This is a genomic window from Bosea sp. RAC05, from assembly GCF_001713455.1.
Lineage (GTDB): Bacteria > Pseudomonadota > Alphaproteobacteria > Rhizobiales > Beijerinckiaceae > Allobosea.
The window spans coordinates 3,395,288-3,413,363 of the sequence record NZ_CP016464.1; the positions used below are offsets into that span (position 1 = coordinate 3,395,288).

The 18,076-nt window shown below is 69.8% G+C and carries 21 protein-coding genes and 1 tRNA gene; 13 read left to right on the plus strand and 9 right to left on the minus strand.

Annotation, left to right across the window (positions count from 1 at the left end):
- Nucleotides 1-99: 99 nt before the first annotated feature.
- A complete protein-coding gene (rlmB, locus tag BSY19_RS19535; protein ID WP_083247709.1) occupies nucleotides 100-945 on the plus strand; it encodes a 23S rRNA (guanosine(2251)-2'-O)-methyltransferase RlmB in 846 nt (281 codons plus the stop codon).
- A gap of 12 nt (nucleotides 946-957) precedes the next feature.
- On the opposite strand, the gene BSY19_RS19540 is transcribed toward rlmB, so the two are convergent.
- The gene (locus BSY19_RS19540) at nucleotides 958-1,482 is read right to left on the minus strand and encodes a hypothetical protein (protein ID WP_069055589.1); all 525 of its coding nucleotides are present in this window, start codon (nucleotides 1,480-1,482) and stop codon (nucleotides 958-960) included.
- Nucleotides 1,483-1,774: 292 nt separating this feature from the next.
- On the opposite strand from BSY19_RS19540, the gene BSY19_RS19545 reads away from it, so the two are divergent.
- The 8 genes from BSY19_RS19545 to BSY19_RS19580 all read left to right on the plus strand — a co-directional run bounded on the left by BSY19_RS19545 (nucleotide 1,775) and on the right by BSY19_RS19580 (nucleotide 7,514).
- Nucleotides 1,775-3,448, plus strand: coding sequence for an MFS transporter (locus BSY19_RS19545; protein ID WP_069055590.1), 1,674 nt, complete (start codon nucleotides 1,775-1,777; stop codon nucleotides 3,446-3,448).
- 167 nt (nucleotides 3,449-3,615) lie between these two features.
- Nucleotides 3,616-3,690 (plus strand) — tRNA-Thr (locus BSY19_RS19550).
- A gap of 165 nt (nucleotides 3,691-3,855) precedes the next feature.
- Nucleotides 3,856-4,296, plus strand: coding sequence for a hypothetical protein (locus BSY19_RS19555; RefSeq protein ID WP_069055591.1), 441 nt, complete (start codon nucleotides 3,856-3,858; stop codon nucleotides 4,294-4,296).
- Nucleotides 4,297-4,426: 130 nt separating this feature from the next.
- Entirely contained in the window at nucleotides 4,427-5,410 is a 984-nt protein-coding gene (locus BSY19_RS19560; RefSeq protein WP_069055592.1) for an MBL fold metallo-hydrolase, read from the plus strand.
- A gap of 150 nt (nucleotides 5,411-5,560) precedes the next feature.
- On the plus strand, nucleotides 5,561-6,334 hold the full coding sequence (locus BSY19_RS19565; RefSeq protein WP_069055593.1) for an NAD kinase: 774 nt from the start codon (nucleotides 5,561-5,563) through the stop codon (nucleotides 6,332-6,334).
- A gap of 86 nt (nucleotides 6,335-6,420) precedes the next feature.
- Nucleotides 6,421-6,843, plus strand: a complete 423-nt coding sequence (locus BSY19_RS19570; protein ID WP_069055594.1) for a carboxymuconolactone decarboxylase family protein — start codon at nucleotides 6,421-6,423, stop codon at nucleotides 6,841-6,843.
- Nucleotides 6,844-6,933: 90 nt separating this feature from the next.
- The gene (locus tag BSY19_RS19575; RefSeq protein ID WP_069055595.1) at nucleotides 6,934-7,191 is read left to right on the plus strand and encodes an AbrB/MazE/SpoVT family DNA-binding domain-containing protein; all 258 of its coding nucleotides are present in this window, start codon (nucleotides 6,934-6,936) and stop codon (nucleotides 7,189-7,191) included.
- Nucleotides 7,188-7,514, plus strand: a complete 327-nt coding sequence (locus BSY19_RS19580) for a type II toxin-antitoxin system PemK/MazF family toxin (protein WP_069055596.1) — start codon at nucleotides 7,188-7,190, stop codon at nucleotides 7,512-7,514. Before BSY19_RS19575 ends, BSY19_RS19580 begins: the two co-directional genes overlap by 4 nt.
- 48 nt (nucleotides 7,515-7,562) lie before the next feature.
- Here the strand turns inward: BSY19_RS19580 and BSY19_RS19585 are convergent, their stop codons facing one another.
- Complete coding sequence (locus BSY19_RS19585) at nucleotides 7,563-8,777, minus strand: DUF2336 domain-containing protein (protein ID WP_069055597.1); 1,215 nt, start codon at nucleotides 8,775-8,777, stop codon at nucleotides 7,563-7,565.
- Nucleotides 8,774-9,856: a hypothetical protein gene (locus BSY19_RS19590; protein ID WP_069055598.1), complete on the minus strand. Its 1,083-nt coding sequence runs from the start codon at nucleotides 9,854-9,856 to the stop codon at nucleotides 8,774-8,776. Before BSY19_RS19590 ends, BSY19_RS19585 begins: the two co-directional genes overlap by 4 nt.
- Nucleotides 9,857-10,052: 196 nt before the next feature.
- Here BSY19_RS19590 and BSY19_RS19595 point away from each other — a divergent pair, with 196 nt between their 5' ends.
- The 3 genes from BSY19_RS19595 to BSY19_RS19605 are packed head-to-tail and all read left to right on the plus strand — an operon-like array spanning nucleotide 10,053 to nucleotide 11,660.
- The gene (locus BSY19_RS19595; RefSeq protein ID WP_066725808.1) at nucleotides 10,053-10,550 is read left to right on the plus strand and encodes a MaoC family dehydratase; all 498 of its coding nucleotides are present in this window, start codon (nucleotides 10,053-10,055) and stop codon (nucleotides 10,548-10,550) included.
- 5 nt (nucleotides 10,551-10,555) lie between these two features.
- A complete protein-coding gene (locus tag BSY19_RS19600; RefSeq protein ID WP_069055599.1) occupies nucleotides 10,556-11,434 on the plus strand; it encodes an HpcH/HpaI aldolase/citrate lyase family protein in 879 nt (292 codons plus the stop codon).
- Between the two features lie 19 nt (nucleotides 11,435-11,453).
- A complete protein-coding gene (locus tag BSY19_RS19605) occupies nucleotides 11,454-11,660 on the plus strand; it encodes a hypothetical protein (protein ID WP_069055600.1) in 207 nt (68 codons plus the stop codon).
- A 43-nt stretch (nucleotides 11,661-11,703) separates the two neighbouring features.
- On the opposite strand, the gene BSY19_RS19610 is transcribed toward BSY19_RS19605, so the two are convergent.
- Together BSY19_RS19610 and BSY19_RS19615 are read right to left on the minus strand one after the other, a co-directional pair.
- Nucleotides 11,704-12,309: a flavin reductase family protein gene (locus BSY19_RS19610; protein ID WP_069055601.1), complete on the minus strand. Its 606-nt coding sequence runs from the start codon at nucleotides 12,307-12,309 to the stop codon at nucleotides 11,704-11,706.
- A gap of 4 nt (nucleotides 12,310-12,313) precedes the next feature.
- Entirely contained in the window at nucleotides 12,314-12,883 is a 570-nt protein-coding gene (locus BSY19_RS19615) for a nitroreductase family protein (protein WP_069055602.1), read from the minus strand.
- Nucleotides 12,884-12,987: 104 nt separating this feature from the next.
- Here BSY19_RS19615 and BSY19_RS19620 point away from each other — a divergent pair, with 104 nt between their 5' ends.
- Nucleotides 12,988-13,938, plus strand: coding sequence for a hypothetical protein (locus BSY19_RS19620; protein ID WP_069055603.1), 951 nt, complete (start codon nucleotides 12,988-12,990; stop codon nucleotides 13,936-13,938).
- 34 nt (nucleotides 13,939-13,972) lie between these two features.
- Here BSY19_RS19620 and BSY19_RS19625 read toward each other — a convergent pair whose 3' ends face one another.
- The 4 genes from BSY19_RS19625 to BSY19_RS19640 all read right to left on the minus strand — a co-directional run bounded on the left by BSY19_RS19625 (nucleotide 13,973) and on the right by BSY19_RS19640 (nucleotide 18,076).
- Nucleotides 13,973-14,701 (minus strand): SGNH/GDSL hydrolase family protein, encoded by a 729-nt coding sequence (locus BSY19_RS19625; RefSeq protein WP_069055604.1) that lies wholly within the window; start codon nucleotides 14,699-14,701, stop codon nucleotides 13,973-13,975.
- A 38-nt stretch (nucleotides 14,702-14,739) separates the two neighbouring features.
- Nucleotides 14,740-15,960: an OpgC family protein gene (locus BSY19_RS19630; protein ID WP_171905178.1), complete on the minus strand. Its 1,221-nt coding sequence runs from the start codon at nucleotides 15,958-15,960 to the stop codon at nucleotides 14,740-14,742.
- Between the two features lie 197 nt (nucleotides 15,961-16,157).
- Entirely contained in the window at nucleotides 16,158-16,790 is a 633-nt protein-coding gene (locus BSY19_RS19635; RefSeq protein ID WP_083247711.1) for a GDYXXLXY domain-containing protein, read from the minus strand.
- Nucleotides 16,787-18,076 carry a DUF2157 domain-containing protein gene (locus tag BSY19_RS19640; RefSeq protein WP_069055606.1) on the minus strand — a complete coding sequence of 430 codons (1,290 nt, stop codon included), beginning with the start codon at nucleotides 18,074-18,076 and terminating at the stop codon, nucleotides 16,787-16,789. Before BSY19_RS19640 ends, BSY19_RS19635 begins: the two co-directional genes overlap by 4 nt.

Here is an 18,076-nt window from a genome sequence, read left to right on the forward strand (position 1 = left end):
ACCGGCCTCGCCGGCATGGTGAAGCGCCGGGCCATTTCCATGCTGGTCAAGCCGGGGATGTCATGTCAGGGCATGCGCGAGCACTGCAGGAGAACCCCCATGCCAGCACCGTTCCGCCCGAAATCGGATCGTGATCGGCCGGATCGCGACCGGCCGCGCCGCGAGGGTGCGCGCGGGGACGGCCCGCGCCAGACCAGCCCGCGCCGCGCCGACGGCACCCTGCACCACCGCCCCGGCGACATCGACGAGGCCGTGCTCTACGGCGTACACCCGGTGATCGAGGCCCTGCGCAATCCCAAGCGTCGCCATCGTCGGCTGCTCGCCACCGAAAACGGCCTCAAGCGCCTTGAAGAAGAGGTTGGCGAGCTGCCGCTGCAGGCGGAAATCGTGCGCCCCTCCGAGATCGACCGGCTGCTCACCCCCGATTCGGTGCATCAGGGGCTCTATCTGGTCTGCGATCCCCTGCCCTCGCTCGATCTCGACAGCCTGCCCGACGACGCGATCGTGCTGGCGCTCGACCAGATCACCGATCCCCACAATGTCGGCGCCATCCTGCGCTCGGCCGCCGCTTTCGGGGCCGCAGCCGTGATCGTGACCATCCGCCACTCCCCGGCCGCAACGGGCGTGCTGGCCAAGTCGGCCTCCGGGGCGCTCGAGCATGTCCCGCTGATCGCCGTGCGCAATCTCGGCGACGCGCTCGCCGAGCTCGGCAAGCGCGGCTTCCAGCGCATCGGCTTCGATTCGGATGGCGAGGTCGCCTTCGAGGACGTGACCCTGACGCGCCCGCTGGTCATGGTGATGGGCGCCGAGGGCAAGGGCCTGCGCCAGCGCTCGCGCGAGCTCTGCGACCAGGTCGCACGGCTCGAGGTGCCGGGCGCGATCACCAGCCTCAACGTCTCCAACGCCACCGCGATCGCGCTCTACGCCGCCAGCCGGCGCCGCTGAGCCGGCCCGGCCTCAGCGGCCGGGCACGACCAGCAGCAGCGCGCCCGTCTCGGCATGGGCGAAGCGGCTGCGCCGGCCCTGCCGCGGCTCGGGATCGTTGATCCGGATCACGCGGGTCGCCGGGCGGTCGCGCCGCCCTTCGAGGCGGTACAGCGTCGGCTCGGGCGTCGGCGCACGCGCGATGCCCATCCGCACCGGCATGTGCTCGAAGGACTGGCGATCCACCGGGCGCTCGGCATCGAGCGCGTGGGAGGAGGTGCCGCCGGCCGGGACGCTCCAGGCACCCGGATAGCCCACGGCGGCCAGCGGGCCGCGTCCGTAGCGGCGGCCATGGCCATCGCGGAAGCGTCCGGCATCGGTGCGGACCCAGCGGTCGCGTGTCAGGCGCTGGTGAACCGCCGCACCCCGTTGGACGGTCGGAGCAGCGGTCGCGAAGGATCGGGATGCCGGCCCCGCAGCCTGCGCCGCAGTCCAGTCAAGCGGAACGCAAAGGCCCGTCATCGTCAGGCCGAGACAGATCGTCGTGGCGCGCAGCATGGCGCTCCTCCTTCTCCGCATCCTCAGGCCTCCGCCGTCGACTATAGGCGCTCACGCCGGGCTGGGAAGCGGATTCGCGGACTCGTTCCATCTGAGACCATCGTCGTACGACCAATTATGCAAGACCAAGTGCTTGATTGAACTTGAAATTTTCCGCGCGCATTCCTGTCGCCGACGGATCGCGGAACCGGGTTTCGCCTCCGCCTCCGCCGCAATCACGTCGAACAAGGACGGTGGGCAAACGGGCAGCGCGGATCGTCCCGCTGCCGGAGACCTCGCAGGGAGAATCGCCATGAGCATGGCAGCGAACGTATCGGGGGCGAAGAGCGCGCCACGCCCCATGACGAAGGAAGAGAAGCGCGTCATTCTCGCATCGTCGCTCGGCACCGTCTTCGAATGGTACGACTTCTACCTCTACGGCTCGCTGGCCGTGATGATCGGCGCGCACTTCTTCTCGGCGTTCGATCCCAACACCCGCGCCATCTTCGCGCTGCTCGCCTTCGCCGCGGGCTTCCTCGTCCGCCCCTTCGGCGCGCTCTTCTTCGGTCGCCTGGGTGACCTGATCGGCCGCAAGTATACCTTCCTCGTCACCATCGTGATCATGGGCGCCTCGACCTTCCTGGTCGGCCTGCTGCCGAGCTACGCCACGATCGGCTGGGCGGCTCCGGTCATCCTGATTGCGCTGCGCATGCTTCAGGGCCTGGCGCTGGGCGGCGAGTATGGCGGCGCCGCCGTCTATGTCGCCGAGCACGCTCCGGTCGGCCGCCGCGGCTTCTACACCTCCTGGATCCAGACCACCGCGACGCTCGGCCTGCTGCTCTCGCTGCTCGTCATCCTGGTGATCCGCGTCAACATGGGTGAGGCCGAGTTCGCCGCCTGGGGCTGGCGCATTCCGTTCCTGCTCTCGATCTTCCTGCTCGCCATCTCGGTCTGGATCCGCCTGCAGATGCAGGAATCCCCGGCCTTCCAGAAGATGAAGGAAGAGGGCACGGGCTCGAAGGCGCCGCTCACCGAGGCCTTTGGCCAGTGGAAGAACGCCAGGATCGCGCTGATCGCCCTGTTCGGCCTGACCATGGGCCAGGCGGTCGTCTGGTACACCGGCCAGTTTTACGCCCTGTTCTTCCTCCAGAGCATCCTGAAGGTCGATCTCTACTCGGCCAACGTGCTGATCGCCTGGGCCCTGATCGTCGGCACCGGCGGCTTCATCTTCTTCGGCTCGCTGTCGGACCGCATCGGCCGCAAGCCGGTCATCCTGGCCGGCTGCCTGATCGCGGCGCTGACCTACTTCCCGCTGTTCGGCGCCCTGACCAAGGCCGCCAATCCGGGCCTCGCCGCGGCGCATCAGAACGTCAAGGTCCAGGTCGTGGCCGACCCCGCCTCCTGCGGCTCGGTCTTCGATCCGGTCGGCATCCGCACCTTCACCGCGCCGTGCGACATCGCCCGCCGCACGCTGGCCACCCAGGCCATCGTCTACACCCAGGCGCCGGCGCCCGCCGGCACCCCGGCCAAGGTCACCGTCAACGGCAAGGACCTCGCCATCGACGGCTCCTTCGCGGCCAATCTTGCCAAGGAAGCCGTGGCCGCCGGCTATCCGGCCCCGGGCGATGCCCGCATCGTCAAGGTCGGCTTCTTCAGCGCCCTGACCACCGGCCAGTCGCTGACGATCATCGCCATCCTGACGATCCTCGTGATCTATGTGACGATGGTCTACGGCCCGGTCGCCGCGGCGCTGGTCGAGCTCTTCCCGACCCGCATCCGCTACACCGGCATGTCGCTGCCCTACCACATCGGCAACGGCTGGTTCGGCGGCCTGCTGCCGGCGACCGCCTTCGCCATGGTGGCCGGCACCGGCGACATCTACTACGGCCTCTGGTACCCGATCGTCTTCGCCCTCGCGACCTTCGTGATCGGCATGCTGCTCGTGCCCGAGACCAAGGACCGCGACATCAACACCCACGAGAACTGAGCGACGCTCGCCTCTCGGCGACACCCGGGCCCCGCCTCACCAGGCGGGGCCTTTTCTGTCGGGATCGTTCTGGTGGCGCCTGCGCCGAAGGGCCCGCTTGCCCTGGACGGACCCGGCTGCTAACCGCTAGTCCGTCGAGCCCGGCCGGACCGGACCAGGCCGACGACGCCGGCGTAGCACAGCGGTAGTGCAGCGGTTTTGTAAACCGAAGGTCGGGAGTTCGATCCTCTCCGCCGGCACCATTGGGCCTGTCGCCCGCTACCCGCTCCGCGAAGCCGGGGCATGCATGAGACGCGCCGGACAGGCCCTGTCAGGGCCTGCATCTTGCGTCACACACGAGATGTGACTCGCCAGACATGAGTCACAAACACGATCGTTCCGCCTTCCCCGTCCGAGACCAGGCCTGCATGGACCGCCCCGAACATCTGCTCGCTCTCGCCGATCGCTGCGAAACCGCGCAGAAGCCGGATCGCGCGCTCGACGCGGACATCTACGAGGCGCTGGGCTTCAACGTCCGGCGCAAGCCGAGCCATCTGGTCGGTCGCCGCACCCCGCCGGGCGGCATCTACCAGGAAGGCTCGCTCTGGAAGACGCTCGGCTCCGTCAGTGCCAACATCGACGTCGCCGTCGGCCTGCTCCGGCAGAAGGCGCCCGACTGGCGCTGGAGCCTGCAGTCCATGGCCGTCGACGAAGCCGCGACCTTCCAGGCGCTGGTGGCCGAGTGCCAGGCCAGCGGCACGATCGGCGCGCTCGCGCTCTGCGCCGCGATGCTGCGCGCCTTCGCCGGCGGCCCTGCCGCCGCAGCACCTGCACCCGCACGCGCCGAACGCGAGAGCGATCCCGTTTGAGGGCGGCCACCGGCCCTCACGAAAACTTGACCCCGTCCGTGCCGTTGCGACAGCGCTCCGGCGTTGAACGCTGGGCGCCGCCCGCTAGGGTCCGACACCGGCTCTGCCCGAGCCGAGGGAGACAACAACGATGACCGATCTCAATCTGTCGCGCCGCGGCGTGATCGCCGGTGCGGGCGCCCTCGCCGCTGCCGCCACATTCGACCTGCCCGGGCTCGGCCCGGCCCATGCCCAAGGAGCTCCCGTGAACCAGGCCCCCGGATTCTATCGCTACAAGATCGGCGACATCACGCTCACCGCCATCAATGACGGCTTCGCCCGCCGTCCGCTCGAGGGCTTCGTCCGCAACGCCGAACTCGCCGACGTCAAGAAGGCGATGGAGCAGGCCTTCCTGCCCGCCGACGCGCTGAACATCTCCTTCACGACGCTGGCGATCCAGCAGGGCGGCAAGCTCACGCTGATCGACACCGGCAATGGCGATTCCGGCGCGCCGACCTCGGGCGCCTGGGCCGCCAACTTCAAGGCCGCCGGCTTCGATCCCAAGGACGTCTCGGCCGTCGTGTTCAGCCATTTCCACGGCGATCACATCAACGGCTTCCGCCTCAAGGACGGCACGGCGATGTTCCCCAATGCCGAGGTCATGGTCCCGGCCGCCGAATGGGCGTTCTGGATGGACGACGCCAAGATGGGCGCCGCTCCCGAGGCCATGAAGGGCGCCTTCGGCAATGTCCGGCGCGTCTTTGCGCCCATCGCCAAGGATGTGAAGCAGTTCGAGGCCGGCAAGGAAATCGTGCCCGGCATCACCTCCGTCGCGGCCTATGGCCATACGCCGGGCCACACCACCTTCACTGTCGCCTCGGGCGGCAAGTCGCTGATGGTGATGTCCGACACCACCAACCATCCCGCCCTGTTCGTGCGCAATCCCGACTGGTCGGCCGTATTCGACATGGACGGCCCGCAGGCCGCCGCCACCCGGCGCAAGCTGCTCGACATGGTCGCGGCCGACAAGATGCAGGTCGCCTTCTACCATGCGCCCTTCCCCGCCACCGGCCACATCGCCAAGTCCGGCAACGGCTTCGAGATGGTGCCGGTGCAGTGGAGCACCGCGATCTGAGATCGCGCCCCTCCGCGAGGTTGCCAAGGCCGGGGGAAACCCCGGCCTTTTTCGTGGCCGCGTTTTCAGGCCGCGCCCGCTCGCGATCCGGCCGCCGCCTGTGCTAAGGCACGCCTGCGCCGCCACGGCGCACTGCCTTCAGGACCCGTGATGACCGAGCGCTTCCAGGCCATCTCCTTCGTCGCCAGCGATACGCCGGAGGCGCAGGCCGCACTGGCGAAGCTGACCGGACGCTACGGCAATGCCGACACGGCGACCGCCGACGTGATCGTGGCGCTGGGTGGCGACGGCCTGATGCTGCAGACGCTCCACCGCTTCATCGGCACGGGCACGCCGATCTACGGCATGAACCGCGGCTCCGTCGGCTTCCTGATGAACGAGTTCCGCGAGCGCGGCCTGCGCAAGCGCCTGACCGAGGCGCAGCGCAGCGTCGTCCACCCGCTCTCGATGCGCGCCGTCGACAAGGACGGCACCGAGGTGCGGGCCGAGGCGATCAACGAGGTCTCGCTGCTGCGCCGCTCCTACCAGGCCGCGAAGCTCAGGATCTCGATCGACGGCCAGGTCCGGCTCGACGAGCTCGTCGCAGACGGGGTGCTGCTGGCGACGCCCGCCGGCTCTACCGCCTACAATCTCTCGGCCAACGGACCGATCCTGCCGCTCGACGCGCCCCTGCTGGCCCTGACCCCGATCTCGGCCTTCCGCCCGCGGCGCTGGCGCGGCGCGCTCCTGCCCGACCATGCCAAGGTCACGATCGAGGTGCTGGAGGCGCAGAAGCGCCCGGTCAGCGCGGTCGCCGACCATGTCCAGATCGACAACGTCCTGCGCGTCGAGATCGAGATCGACCGCACGGTCGATCTCGTCATGCTCCATGACCCCGGCCACAGCCTCGACGAGCGGATCCTGCGCGAGCAATTCGGGTACTGAGCGGTCTCGGCCCGGGAAGCGATGGCCGCGGCGGCCGCGAAGGTCTAGCCTGCATCGACCCAGACCGCCCCGAGGACCTTTGCGCCATGAACCGAGACGAGATCACCGAGGCCGCGACCGACCTCGGCAAGGCCAGCTTCATGGCGACTTTCGGCCGCGTGCCGGACAATTTCAGCCTTCTGTCGGAGCATGCGCCGGGCGCCTTCGCCGGCTACGGCCTGATCCGCGCCGCGATCATGCGCGACCGGGACGAGGGCGGCGCGCTCGACCTCAAGACCAAGGAACTGGTCTTCGCCCTGCTGGACACGCTGATCGGCCAGAAGAACGGCGCGAAGAACCACGCGGCCGCCGCGATGAAGCTCGGCCTGACCCTGCCCGAACTGGCCGAGGGACTGGTCCAGGTCATCATGGCCGGCGGCATCACCACCTGGAACGAGACCGGCGCCGACGTCATGCGCCACTGCGTCCAGCTGGAGGCTCAGCGGACGGCGGAAACCGGCGAGACCTGATCCACTCACAGAAGATGGCCCGCGGAGCGCGCCAGCATTGCCTGGGCCGCACTGCAATGTTATATTCAGATATAACTGAAGGAAGTGGCCATGCACACGACCAATCTGCGCAAGGTCGGCGGCTCGATCATGCTCGCCGTCCCGCCGGCCCTGCTCGACGTCTTGCGCCTCTCCGCGGGCGCCAAGGTCGGACTGGCCGTCGACAATGGCCGCCTGGTCGTCGAGCCGCAGGCCAGACCCCGTTACACCATGGCCGAACTGCTCGCGGCGTCTGATTATTCCCAACAGCAGCCGTCCAGCGAGCGCGAATGGGTCGATGCGCCGGCCGCCGGTGAAGAGCTGCTGTGAAGCGCGGCGATGTCTACATGGTCGACCTCGAGCCGACCCACGGACGCGAACAGCGCGGGCATCGGCCGGTCGTCATCGTCTCGCCGGATGCGTTCAATCAGGCGACCCAGTTGCCCGTCGTCGCGCCGATCACGAATGGCGGCGACTTCGCGCGTCGCATCGGCTTTGCGGTCCCGTTGGAGGGAACCAGTACCAGCGGCGTGATCCGCTGTGACCAGCCCCGTGTTCTCGACCTGAAAGCTCGTAACGGCCGCAGGATCGAGACCCTCCCACCGGAGATCATGGACGAGGTGCTGGCGCGTCTCGCAACGCTCTTCGAGTGAAAGCCTTTTGGCCCTGACAGGCCCGCCGCGCGCCGGTGTCGAGCGGAATCAGGCCGCCTGCCGGATATCCCCGATCTCGAGCTCTACCAGCAGCGCCGGATCGGCCTCGACGAGATAGGCGAAGGCGGCGTCGTCGGCGAGCGAGTCCGCCATGGCTCTCGCTTCCTCGCGCGCCGCCTCGGCATCCATGCGGCGCAGTAGGCCCATCAGGGCGCGGGCGTCCGATCCCTCCAGCGCCTCGCAGGCGATCAGCACCTCGCGCAGCAGCGGGCGGTCGATGCCCTGCCCTCGCCCCCCGGCATCGAAGCCGCGCGCATTCAGCGCCACGATCGCTGCCGTGAAGGCGGGTTGCAGGGAGTCAGGCAGGCCCGCCTTGCGATAGAGCGCCTTCAGCCCAGCGCCACGCCGGTCGCGCAGCAGGGCGCCGACACGGCCCGTCGGCAGGCCCGACAGCGCCACAAAAGCGGCCTCCGCCAGCGCCGGTTCGCCGGAGAGCAGCGAGCGCAGCATCAGACCCGGCGTCAGGCGGCCATGAGCCCGCAGCACCTCGACGATGGCCGGTGCATCGCTGTCTTCGCCGCCAGCCGCGAGCGCAACCGCGACGCGCTCGGTCGATTCCCGCGCCAGCCGGGCGCTGCGCTCCGGCGTCAGCCAGCCGCAGCCGGTGACGAAGCTCGCCAGCGCATCGGAGACCCTGGCGGCGATGGTCTGGCGCAGGCCGGCCGGCAGATCGGCACGGGCCAGCAGGGCCTCGCGCAGAGGCCCGCAATCGCCGGCGCGCTCGACCATGCGCTCCAGCGAAAAATCGGGAATGTCGGCCGTGCGGTTGCCGGCGAGCGTCACCAGCGCCTCCTCGCAGCCGACTTCGGCCAGCGCGGCGCAGACCCCGGCGGACAGCTGCGGACGCAGCGCGATCGCCTTCTGCGCCAGCGCGTCGCCGATCGCGGCCGCATCGACCAGATCGGCCTCGCTCAGCACCGGCGAATGCGCCAGCACCAGCGCGGCCACGTCGCTCTGATCGGCGATCAGCCCGAGCACGAGATTGCGCGGTGCCCGCGGCGACGAGGCCATTTCCTCGGCGATCGCCCGGCGCACCCGCGGCGAGGGATCGTCGATGAGCGAGATCAGCGCGGTTTCGGCCTCGGCCCGGTCGTCCTCGGCCATGCCCGAGCGCAGATAGGCGCCGGCCAGGGCGGCGGCGCCGTTGGCGCGCTCCTCGGCATTGGCGGTGCGGGCCCAGAGCAGGAAACGACGAACGATCATCGGGCGTTCCGCTGGATCATGAAGGCGGAGAGATCGAGCGGCGCCCGGCGCGTGCGCGCGGCGCTGCGCTCCTGCACCGCCGGCGTCGGCTGCGTCAGCTCCACCGGGCGAGCGGGCGGCAGCGGCGCCTGCACGGCCCGTGTCGAGGCCGCCGCATTGGCGGCGGCGGCGTCGGCCGCCGTCGGCGCGGTCGCGGTGGCATCGGATTTCGTCTGCCGCGGATAGAAGCGGTCGGCGGCATCGAGCGAGGCGGTCCGGCTGGCGTCACCGCGCGGCGTCGCCCAGAGAGTGGCCACCGCCTGCGACACCGGCGCCCGCGAGCCCTCGGTCGAGAACAGGCCGATCAGGCCCTTGGCGCGGCCGGGCGCGAGCGCGGCGGCGATCTCGGCCGGCTTGTCGCCGCCCTGGGTCGAAGCCGTCTGGGTGACGGTCGCTGTGGCGGCGAGCTGGGTGTTGGCATGGCTGGCCGCCAGCACGCCGTAGACCTCCTGCGCGCTGCGCGCCCGGCCGGCCTTGTCGAAGAAGATGCTGCGATTGGCGGCGGCCGCCTCGGGGAAATCCTTCACGGCGGCCCGGGTCGGATCGGCTGCCGCGGTCTTGATCAGGTCGGAGGCCCCGCGCGCCCCCAGAACATGGGCCATGTAGAGCTCGCCCGCATGCGGCTGGCGGCCGAGCGCGCCGGCGAGCTGCTCGCGGTTCTTCTGCGTCAGGGCACCCGCCATCACGGCGGCGACCTGCGGGTCCTTGCGCAGCTCCAGGATCTTCTCGCGCGCCGCCGGATCGGCGACGGTCAGCCGCCCGCCACCCGTCTCGCTGATCGCGTCGGCATAGCTGGCGAGCCCCTGCTTGGGCCCCTCCTGCTTCACCATGGACAGCCAGGTCTGCTCGATGAACTGGAACAGGCCGGTCGCGCTCGAGGTCTTCGCCTTGGCGTCGGGCTCGAGCGAGGATTCACGCTGGGCGGTCTTCAGCAGATAATCGAACCCCGCCCCGGTCTTGGCCGCGCCGTCGCGGATGGCGCTCACCACCGGGTTCGCCGGCTGGGTCTCGCGCGTCTGCGGAGTGGTGAACAGGAACATCGGGACTCTCGGGCGCACCCGCCGGCGGCGGCCGCCGCAGGACGCTGCGGCGCGGTCTGGAGAGTGGCCCGGTTATGGTAAGCGAAGCGTTAATCACGACGCATCGTCACCGCGTCGTCGCAGGGGATCGGGGGCGCCCTTTCGCCGGCGTGATGCGCTAGAGTGCCGGAATCGACCGGGGCATGGAGAGGCCAGGATGCCAGAGCTGAAGCGCCACAAGCGCGGCGGGATCTATTTCGAGGATTTCGAGGTCGGCGCCGTCATCGAGCACGGCCTGACGCGCACCGTCACGCAGATGGACAACATGCTGTTCTCCAACATGACGCTGAACCCGCAACCCCTTCACATCGATGCGCATTTCTGTGCGACCGAGACGGAATGGGGCCAGCCGCTGATGAACTCCCTGTTCACGCTCGGCCTGATGATCGGCATCTCGGTGAACGACACCACCGTCGGCACCACCATCGGCAATCTCGGCATGACCGACGTCACCTTCCCGGCGCCGCTCTTCGAGGGCGACACGATCAACGTCACGACCGAGATCGTGGCCAAGCGCGAATCGCGCTCGCGGCCGGATGCCGGCATCGTCGAGTTCCACCACCGCGCCTACAAGCAGGACGGCACGCTGGTGGCGCAATGCCGCCGCCAGGCCTTCATGCGCCGGCATCCCGCCCCAGTCGCTCTGGACGTCTGACCCCGATGCGCTCGCTCCTCTTCGTTCCTGGCGACAGCCCCCGCAAGCAGCAGAAGGGCCTCGCCAGCGGCGCCGATGCGCTGATCCTCGACCTCGAGGATTCGGTCGCTCTCGACGCCAAGCCGCAGGCGCGCGAGATCACCCGCGCCTTTCTGGAGGCCGCCCGCGCCCTGCCCCGCCGTCCGCGCCTGATCGTGCGCGTCAACGCGCTCGCCACCGGCCTGACCGAGGCCGATCTCGACGCGGTCATGCCGGGCGCGCCGGATGCGATCATGCTGCCCAAATCCGAGAGCGGCAGCGATACCGGGCATCTCGCCGCCAAGATCGCGGTGCGCGAGGCCGAGTGCGACCTGCCCGACGGCGGCACCCGGATCATCCCGATCGCGACCGAAACCGGCAAGGGCATCTTCGGCCTCGGCAGCTATGCCGGCGCCACCCACCGGCTCGACGCCCTGACCTGGGGCGCGGAGGACCTGTCGGCCGATCTCGGCGCCGAGACCAACCGCCTGCCGGACGGCCAGTACACCGATCCCTACCGGCTCGCCCGCTCACTGACGCTGTTTGCGGCGGCCTCCGCCCAGGTCGACGCGATCGACACCGTCTTCACCGCCTTTCGCGACGCCGAGGGCTTCCGCGCCGAGTGCCTGGCGGCGCGGCGCGACGGCTTCACCGGCAAGATGGCGATCCACCCCGACCAGGTCGCGACGATCAACGAGGTCTTCTCGCCCGCGCCCGAAGCCCTCGCCCGGGCGCAGGCGATCATCGCGCTGTTCGCGGCCAACCCCGGCGTCGGCGTGATCGGGCTCGATGGCGAAATGCTCGATCGTCCCCATCTGATCAGGGCGCAGCGCCTCGTCGCGCGCGCTCGCAAACTGGCTGAATGAAGCGCTGGAGGCTTTTCCAATGACTCGGGTTTTCGAGGTTTCGGGCATGCATTGCGGCGGTTGCCTGTCGCGCGTCCAGGTCGCGGCGGAGAAGCTTGCACCGGGTACGACCGTGACGCTGGAGCCGCCACGGCTGACCCTGCCGCAGACGGCGACGCTCGACGCCGCCGCCATCAACGCGGCGCTGGCCCCGCTCGGCGACTACCGCGTGAAGCCGGCGGGCTGAGGAGGTTGCCGCCGAAACGGCCAAGGCGACCGCTTCGCCGCCTTCAGCCGCCCGGCGGGCGCTCGATCGAGAACAGGTGGTCGACCTCGGCATAATCGGCATAGCCGCAGCGCGCCACCGGATGCGCCGCGGCGGTGTCGAAGCGGCCGTTGCGGATGAAGGCATCGTCCATGAAGATGCCGACGACCTGCCCCAGCACCATCCAGCGCTCGACGCTGACACCGTCGAGATCGACCAGTTGCTGCACCGAGAGCAGCTTGCACTCGAGCGCGGCTGGGCTGCCCGCCACGCGCGGCGGTTTGACGAAGCGCGAGGGCGCCATCTCCAGCCCGGCATGGCCGTACTCGCTGGTGCCGCGCGGCAGCGGCGCCGAGGTCAGGTTCATCGCGCCGACCAGCGACTTCGTCACCATCGAGCAGGTGAACTCGCCCGTCTCCTCGATGAAGGCGACCGCATCCTTCTTGCCCTCGGACGAGAACATCACGATGTGGGGCCGCGTCGAGACGGCGTTGAAATAGCTGTAGGGCGAGAGGTTGATCTCGCCCTTCGCGCTCATCGCCGTGATCCAGCCGATCGGGCGCGGCGTCACGATCGCCTTGAACGGGTCGTGCGGCAGGCCGTGATCCTGCGCGGCGGGCGAATAGATCATGGGCTCACGCTCCGTAGTGGCTGACGATGTCGGCCAGGACCGGCCGCTCGCGATCCGCCGGCACCGAGGTCGCGGTTCCCAGATGGATGAAGCCGGCGATGCGCTCCTCCGCCTCGAGCCCGAAGGCACTCAGCACGCTGCGATCGAAGGAAAACCAGTTGGTCAGCCAGCAGCCGGCGAAACCCATCGCCTGCGCCGCGACCAGCATCGACATGCAGACGGCCCCGGCCGTCAGCTCCTGCTCCCATTGCGGGATCTTCACATGGGGGGCGGCCCGCGACACCACGGCCACGATCACCGGCGCCTGCAGCAGACGGTTGCGCTCGAAGGCGACCTGCTCCGGCTTGGCGTCGGGATTGCGGTTCTGGAAGGCCTGCGCCACCACCTCGGCCGCCTTCTCGCGGGCAGCGCCCGAGAAGACGATGAAGCGCCAGGGCACCAGCTTGCCATGGTCGGGCACGCGCGAGGCGATGGTGAGCAGCTCCTGGAGCTGCCCGCCCTCGGGGCCGGGCGCGGCGAGGAATTGCGGCGGCACCGATCGGCGCAGCTTGAGCAGGGAGAGCGTATCGGTCATGAAGCATCCGGATGCGAGGAACCCGACCAGACCTAGTCTCTCGCCATGATCGCGACAAGCGAGCCTGCTGAGACATGGACGCAAGGGTACCGAGGGCTGGGATCATGTTTGAATTCGAGAGGTTCGAGAGACGAAGGCTGGCGAGTGGCCTGCTCGCGGTCGCGCTGACGCTGCCGCTCGGCGCCGTCCATGCGCAGGCCCCGGCGACGCCCGCCCCTCTGACCGTCCCGGCTCCCGCACCGTCGCCCTCGATCGGCGGGACGGTCGACCCGACTCCCGTCCAGCCCGGCCCGGCGCCATCCGCCCGGCAGGCCTCCCTGCGGGTCGCCGCCCAGTTCGCCAGCGACCGCCGGCCGATCCGCTCGGGGCTGGTCTGGCGTGTCCTCAGCGAGTCGGCCGATGGCTCGCCGCCGCGCATCGTCGCGCGCTCGTCCGAGCCGGAGCCCAGCTTCGCGCTCGATCCCGGCACCTATCTGCTGCATGCGGCCTATGGCTTCGCCAGCGGCACCAAGCGGGTCACGCTCGGCCCGCAGGGGCTGCGCGAACAGGTGGCGATCAGCGCCGGCGGCCTCTCGCTCGCGGGCTCGATCGGCGATGCGCCGATCGCCCCCGCCCAGCTCGGCTTCCAGATCTTCGTGCCGCTCCAGGGTAATTCGGAAGGGCGGCTCGTCACCAATGCCCGCGGCGGCGAGCTGATCCGGCTGCCGGAGGGTACCTATCACATCGTCTCGACCTACGGCGATTCCAACGCGATCCAGCGGGCGGATGTGAAGGTCGAGTCCGGCAAGATCACCGACGCCACGCTGCACCACCGGGCTGCGCGCGTGACGTTGAAACTCGTCGCGGCGGCGGGCGGGGAGGCCTTCGCCGGCACCGCCTTCAGCGTGCTGACGCCGGGCGGCGACGTCATCCGCGAGGCGATCGGCGCCTTCCCGCAGGTGATCCTGGCCGAGGGCGACTATGTCCTGATCGCGCGGCAGGAGGGCCAGGTCTTCTCGCGGGATTTCAAGGTCGAGTCCGGGCTCGACCGCGACATCGAGGTACTGGCGCGCTGAGGTCAGGCCGCGCTGGCGGCATGCTCCGCCGCGATCAGTTGGTCGGCCGCGGCGGCGCCGGGCGCTCGACGCGCGGGCCGGACAGGGCAGACGCCACGCCGTCGGCGATGCGGATGGCGAGGCAGCGATAACCAGCCTCGACCAGCTCCGTCCCGTCCATCCCGATCAGCTCCTCAGCGGTGAAGCGGCGCGATTGCGCCCATTCCCGCATCATGCCGTAGCGCGGGAAGACCGGAACCGAAAACTCCGCCGCGACCGTCTTCAGCACGCCACGATAGTCGTCGTAATGCGGATAGCGGCCCTCGCGCGGCAGCCAGGGCAGATCCATCATCACGAGATCGATGCCGGCCGCCTGCACCTTGCGGATCCCCTTCTTGAGGATCTTGGCGAGCTTCTCCTCGCCGATATGGTTCACCACATCGGCCGCGACCGTCTGCCAGATCACCAGCCCGGGGGCCTTGTCGATCACGTCCGTGTCCATCCGGGAGACCATGTCGAAGGCGCTCTGCCCGCCGACCCCCCGGTTGATGACGCGGATCTCGGCCTGCGGCAGGCGCCGGCGCAACTCGTCCTGCAGCATCGCCGGATAGCTCTTGTCCTCGGCCGAGGCCCCGGCCCCCGCCGTCGTCGAGGAGCCGATCGTGACGATGGAGAGCTGCCCGGTCTCGCGCAGGGACTGGACCGCGCGCGGCAGGATCGGCTGGAAGCGTTGCGAGGCCGCCCCGGCGCGGCAGCGCTGGTCGGCCGCATGGGCGAGGGCCATGGGCCCTGCCACGGCCGGCGCGAGCGGCGCGCAGAGGACTAGCGCGCAGAGGCCTGGTGCGACTGCGGCGAGGCCTGCCGCGCGGGCGCGGCGGAAGCGCTGCCGGAGTGCGTGAGCGACTGGTACCACGTCAGGAACATCCCCAACCCGACGAGAAGTGTAACGCCGGCCAGGCAGACCAGCAACTGCGGGCCGACCGCGAAGCCCGTCTCGGCCATGACGATCTGCCCGGCGATCGACAGCACCGTCCCGGCGCAGAAGATGTCGAGCGAGTGTTTGCCGACGATCGCGAGCGTCCGCCCGACGGCGAAGCGCAGCAGCCCCGCCCCCGCCGGCAGCCAGCGCATCGCCAGCCAGGCCAGGGCCGCGACATGCAGCAGGCGGCTCCAGGCGAGATGAGTCTTGTCGGAGCCCAGCTGGACCGAGTCGAACCATTCGTTGAACAGGGCGATGCCAGTCGGGTTGCCGGAGGCGGTCTTGGCCAGATAGGCGAAGACGAGAAAGCCGACGGCGAGCGCATCGACGCTGCGCAGGGGCGGCAGGGCGACGCCCCGCAGCATCGCGAGGCCGACGATGATTCCGACCAGAAAGGTGACCTGCCAAGCGAAGGGATTGAAGAACCAGCCCGCCGCATGAACGTTCGGGAAGTTCAGGCCGAGCGCGAGCGCCGTCTGCCAGACCGCCAGCGAGACCAGAAGCGCGCCCAGCGGGCTGAGCCGGACCGCCAGATACAGCAGCGGGAACAGCCCCAGCAGCACGATGTAGAGGGGCAGGATGTCGAGATAGGAGGGCTGGTAGCGCAGCGTCAGCACATCGATCAGCGCCGCCAGCGTGTCGCTGAAGAAGGGCTGGATGTTGATGGCTTCGATGTAGAGCGGGTTCTGCGTCCGCGTCACCGCCGCCGCCACGACGCCGCAGACGACGATGAACAGCGCGATATGCGCGATGTAGAGCGTCCACAGCCGCCCGCCGATCTTGAGCGCACCGACCGCCAGCCCGCGCCGCTCGATCAGGCTGCCATAGGCCAGCGTGGCCGAGATCCCGGCCAGCAGCACGAAGGCGTCCGCCCCGTCCGAGAAGCCGAAGTTATGCGGCATCCAGGCCGCGACGACATTGCCCGGCATGTGGTTGATGAAGATGACCAGCAGCGCCAGCCCCCGGATCACGTCGATCCGCGCATCCCGCCCCGCGGTCGCGGCCGTGCCACCCGGGCCATGGCCCAGGAGCAGAAACCGCGAAAGGGCAGAAGACGGCTGCACCGGCGAGATCCGACTATCGACGAAGGAACAGGGCGAACGCGAGGCCGGCGCAGCGGGTTCCCCCGACATGAACAAGCGCACGGACTTCGTTCATGCGCCGTTCATAAAACGCGCAGGGTTAAGGGTCACTAAACATCGCATCACAACCGCGTGTCGGGGCGTGACCGGCAGGTGTGCGCGGAACGGCCGGACCAGGCTCAGTAGGGCGGTTCGGCATAGACCAGCTTGCCGTCGATCAGCAGTCGCTTGATCGCGGCCGTGCCGTCGGTCGCGACGGCGGCGACGACCTCGATGCGCGCCCGTGGCGTCGTCTCGATGGCGCGGCCCTGGCCCTGCGGCACGAAATAGCTCTCCAGCCCATAGGCGACGCGCATCCGCCCCGCGCCGGCGGAGCAGTCGGTCTGCCCCGCCTCGTTCAGCGCGCAGGCGCCGGTGGAGAGAACACGCCCGACGATGACGACCTCGCCTTCGCCTGCAGCGGGACGGGTCGTCGCCACGGCCTTCGCCTGAGCGAAGCCCTCCGCGTCACGCGTCAGCGTCACGAAGACGGTGTCGCCCCGCCGCACGCCCGTCGCGCTGCCAGGACCCGGTGTCACGGTGCTGATCGGATAGGCGAGCACGACATAGTCGCCCCGGAACAGGTCGCGTGGATCGACCGGCACGGTCCGCAGCCGCACCTCGGTGCCATGGCGCAGGATCGAGGCCCGGCTCTCGACCAGCGCCAGCAGCCCGCCGCAGAGCAGAAGCATGGCGGCGAGCATCCGCCCGATCAGCGGAATCCGCGCCAGCAGCGCATCGGCGCTCGGCAGCTTGGTGACGGTCGGGTTCATGGCGCAGCCTCTCCCGGCGGTCGCGCGAGCCGCGCGAACAGACGCCGCGCGCCACTGGCGAGGCCAAGCAGCACCGCGCCCGCGACCAGGAAGAACAGCGACTGGTCGAGCAGCGTGCCGATCGTCTGCCAGAGCAGGATCAGGATCGCGAGGCCGAACAGGCCGGAACCCGCCAGCGTCAGACGGCGCACCCCGCCGGACACGCCCGCGATGACGAGCGCGATCGCCGACGCCAGCACGAGGCTCGCCACCACGACCTTGCCGGGCAGGCCGACCGCAAGCCCGCTCCAGAACACCAGCGGCACGACGAGGCCGAAGATCAGCGCCAGCGCCAGCGGCCAGGCGAAGCGCCGGTCGCGCGCAAGCCAGGCACAGGCAGCGATCGCAGCGAGCGCCGCGGCATAAGCCGCATAGTTCGCCCAGGAGGCACGCCCGGCGCGCGAACCATGCAGGTCGAGGATGCGGATCAGTTCGAAATCGAGCATCACCACGAAGCCGAGCAGCCCCCAGGGCAGGCAGCAGCCAAGCAGGGCGAGTCCGCCGCGGTCGAGCGCCATGGCGCCGAGCGCGACGAAGGCGGCCGAGATTGCCAGACCATAGGCAAGCAGGCCGTAGTCGAAGGCGCGGCCGAACCAGTCGCCCGGCACCATCACCAGCCAGAACCCCAGCGCGAGCACGGCGAGGTGATGAACGAGGCGGTTCTGCCGCCCCCAGGCCAGCCACAGCGCCGGCAGGTAGATCAGGAAGAACGGCAGGTGGATGGCGCCCTGGCTCTCATGCCAGCGCCCGCCGCTCCAGGCGCACAGCGCGACGAAGGTCACCACCAGCGCGCCGTTGGACCCCATCAGAAAGGCGACGGCGAGCCCGCCCAGCGCCACCATCAACGCGCCCGCCGGCCAGTCGGCCGGCAGATGGTACATCTGCCCGATCAGCGCGATCCCGGCCCCGAAGATCAGCACGGCGCAGGTCGCAGCCGCATCGGCGCCGGCAGCGGAACCCCGGCGCTCCAGCCGCGCGGCCATGCCCAGCGCACCGACGACACCGGCCAGGATCATCGCGAGCTTCAGGAGCCGCGGCATCGCCTCCCAGTTGGCGGCGACGAAGGCGGAGACGCTGGCGGCGATCAAGAGCCCGCCGAACAGGCCCAGCAGCGCCGGCAGCCGGAAGCCGCCCTCCGTGGCGAGCGAGCGGCGGATGGCGCCGGCGGACTCCGCCGTCAGCAGCCCCTCACCGACCCAGCGCGTCAGATCGGCTTCGAGCCGCTTGCGATAGGACCCCGTCAGCAT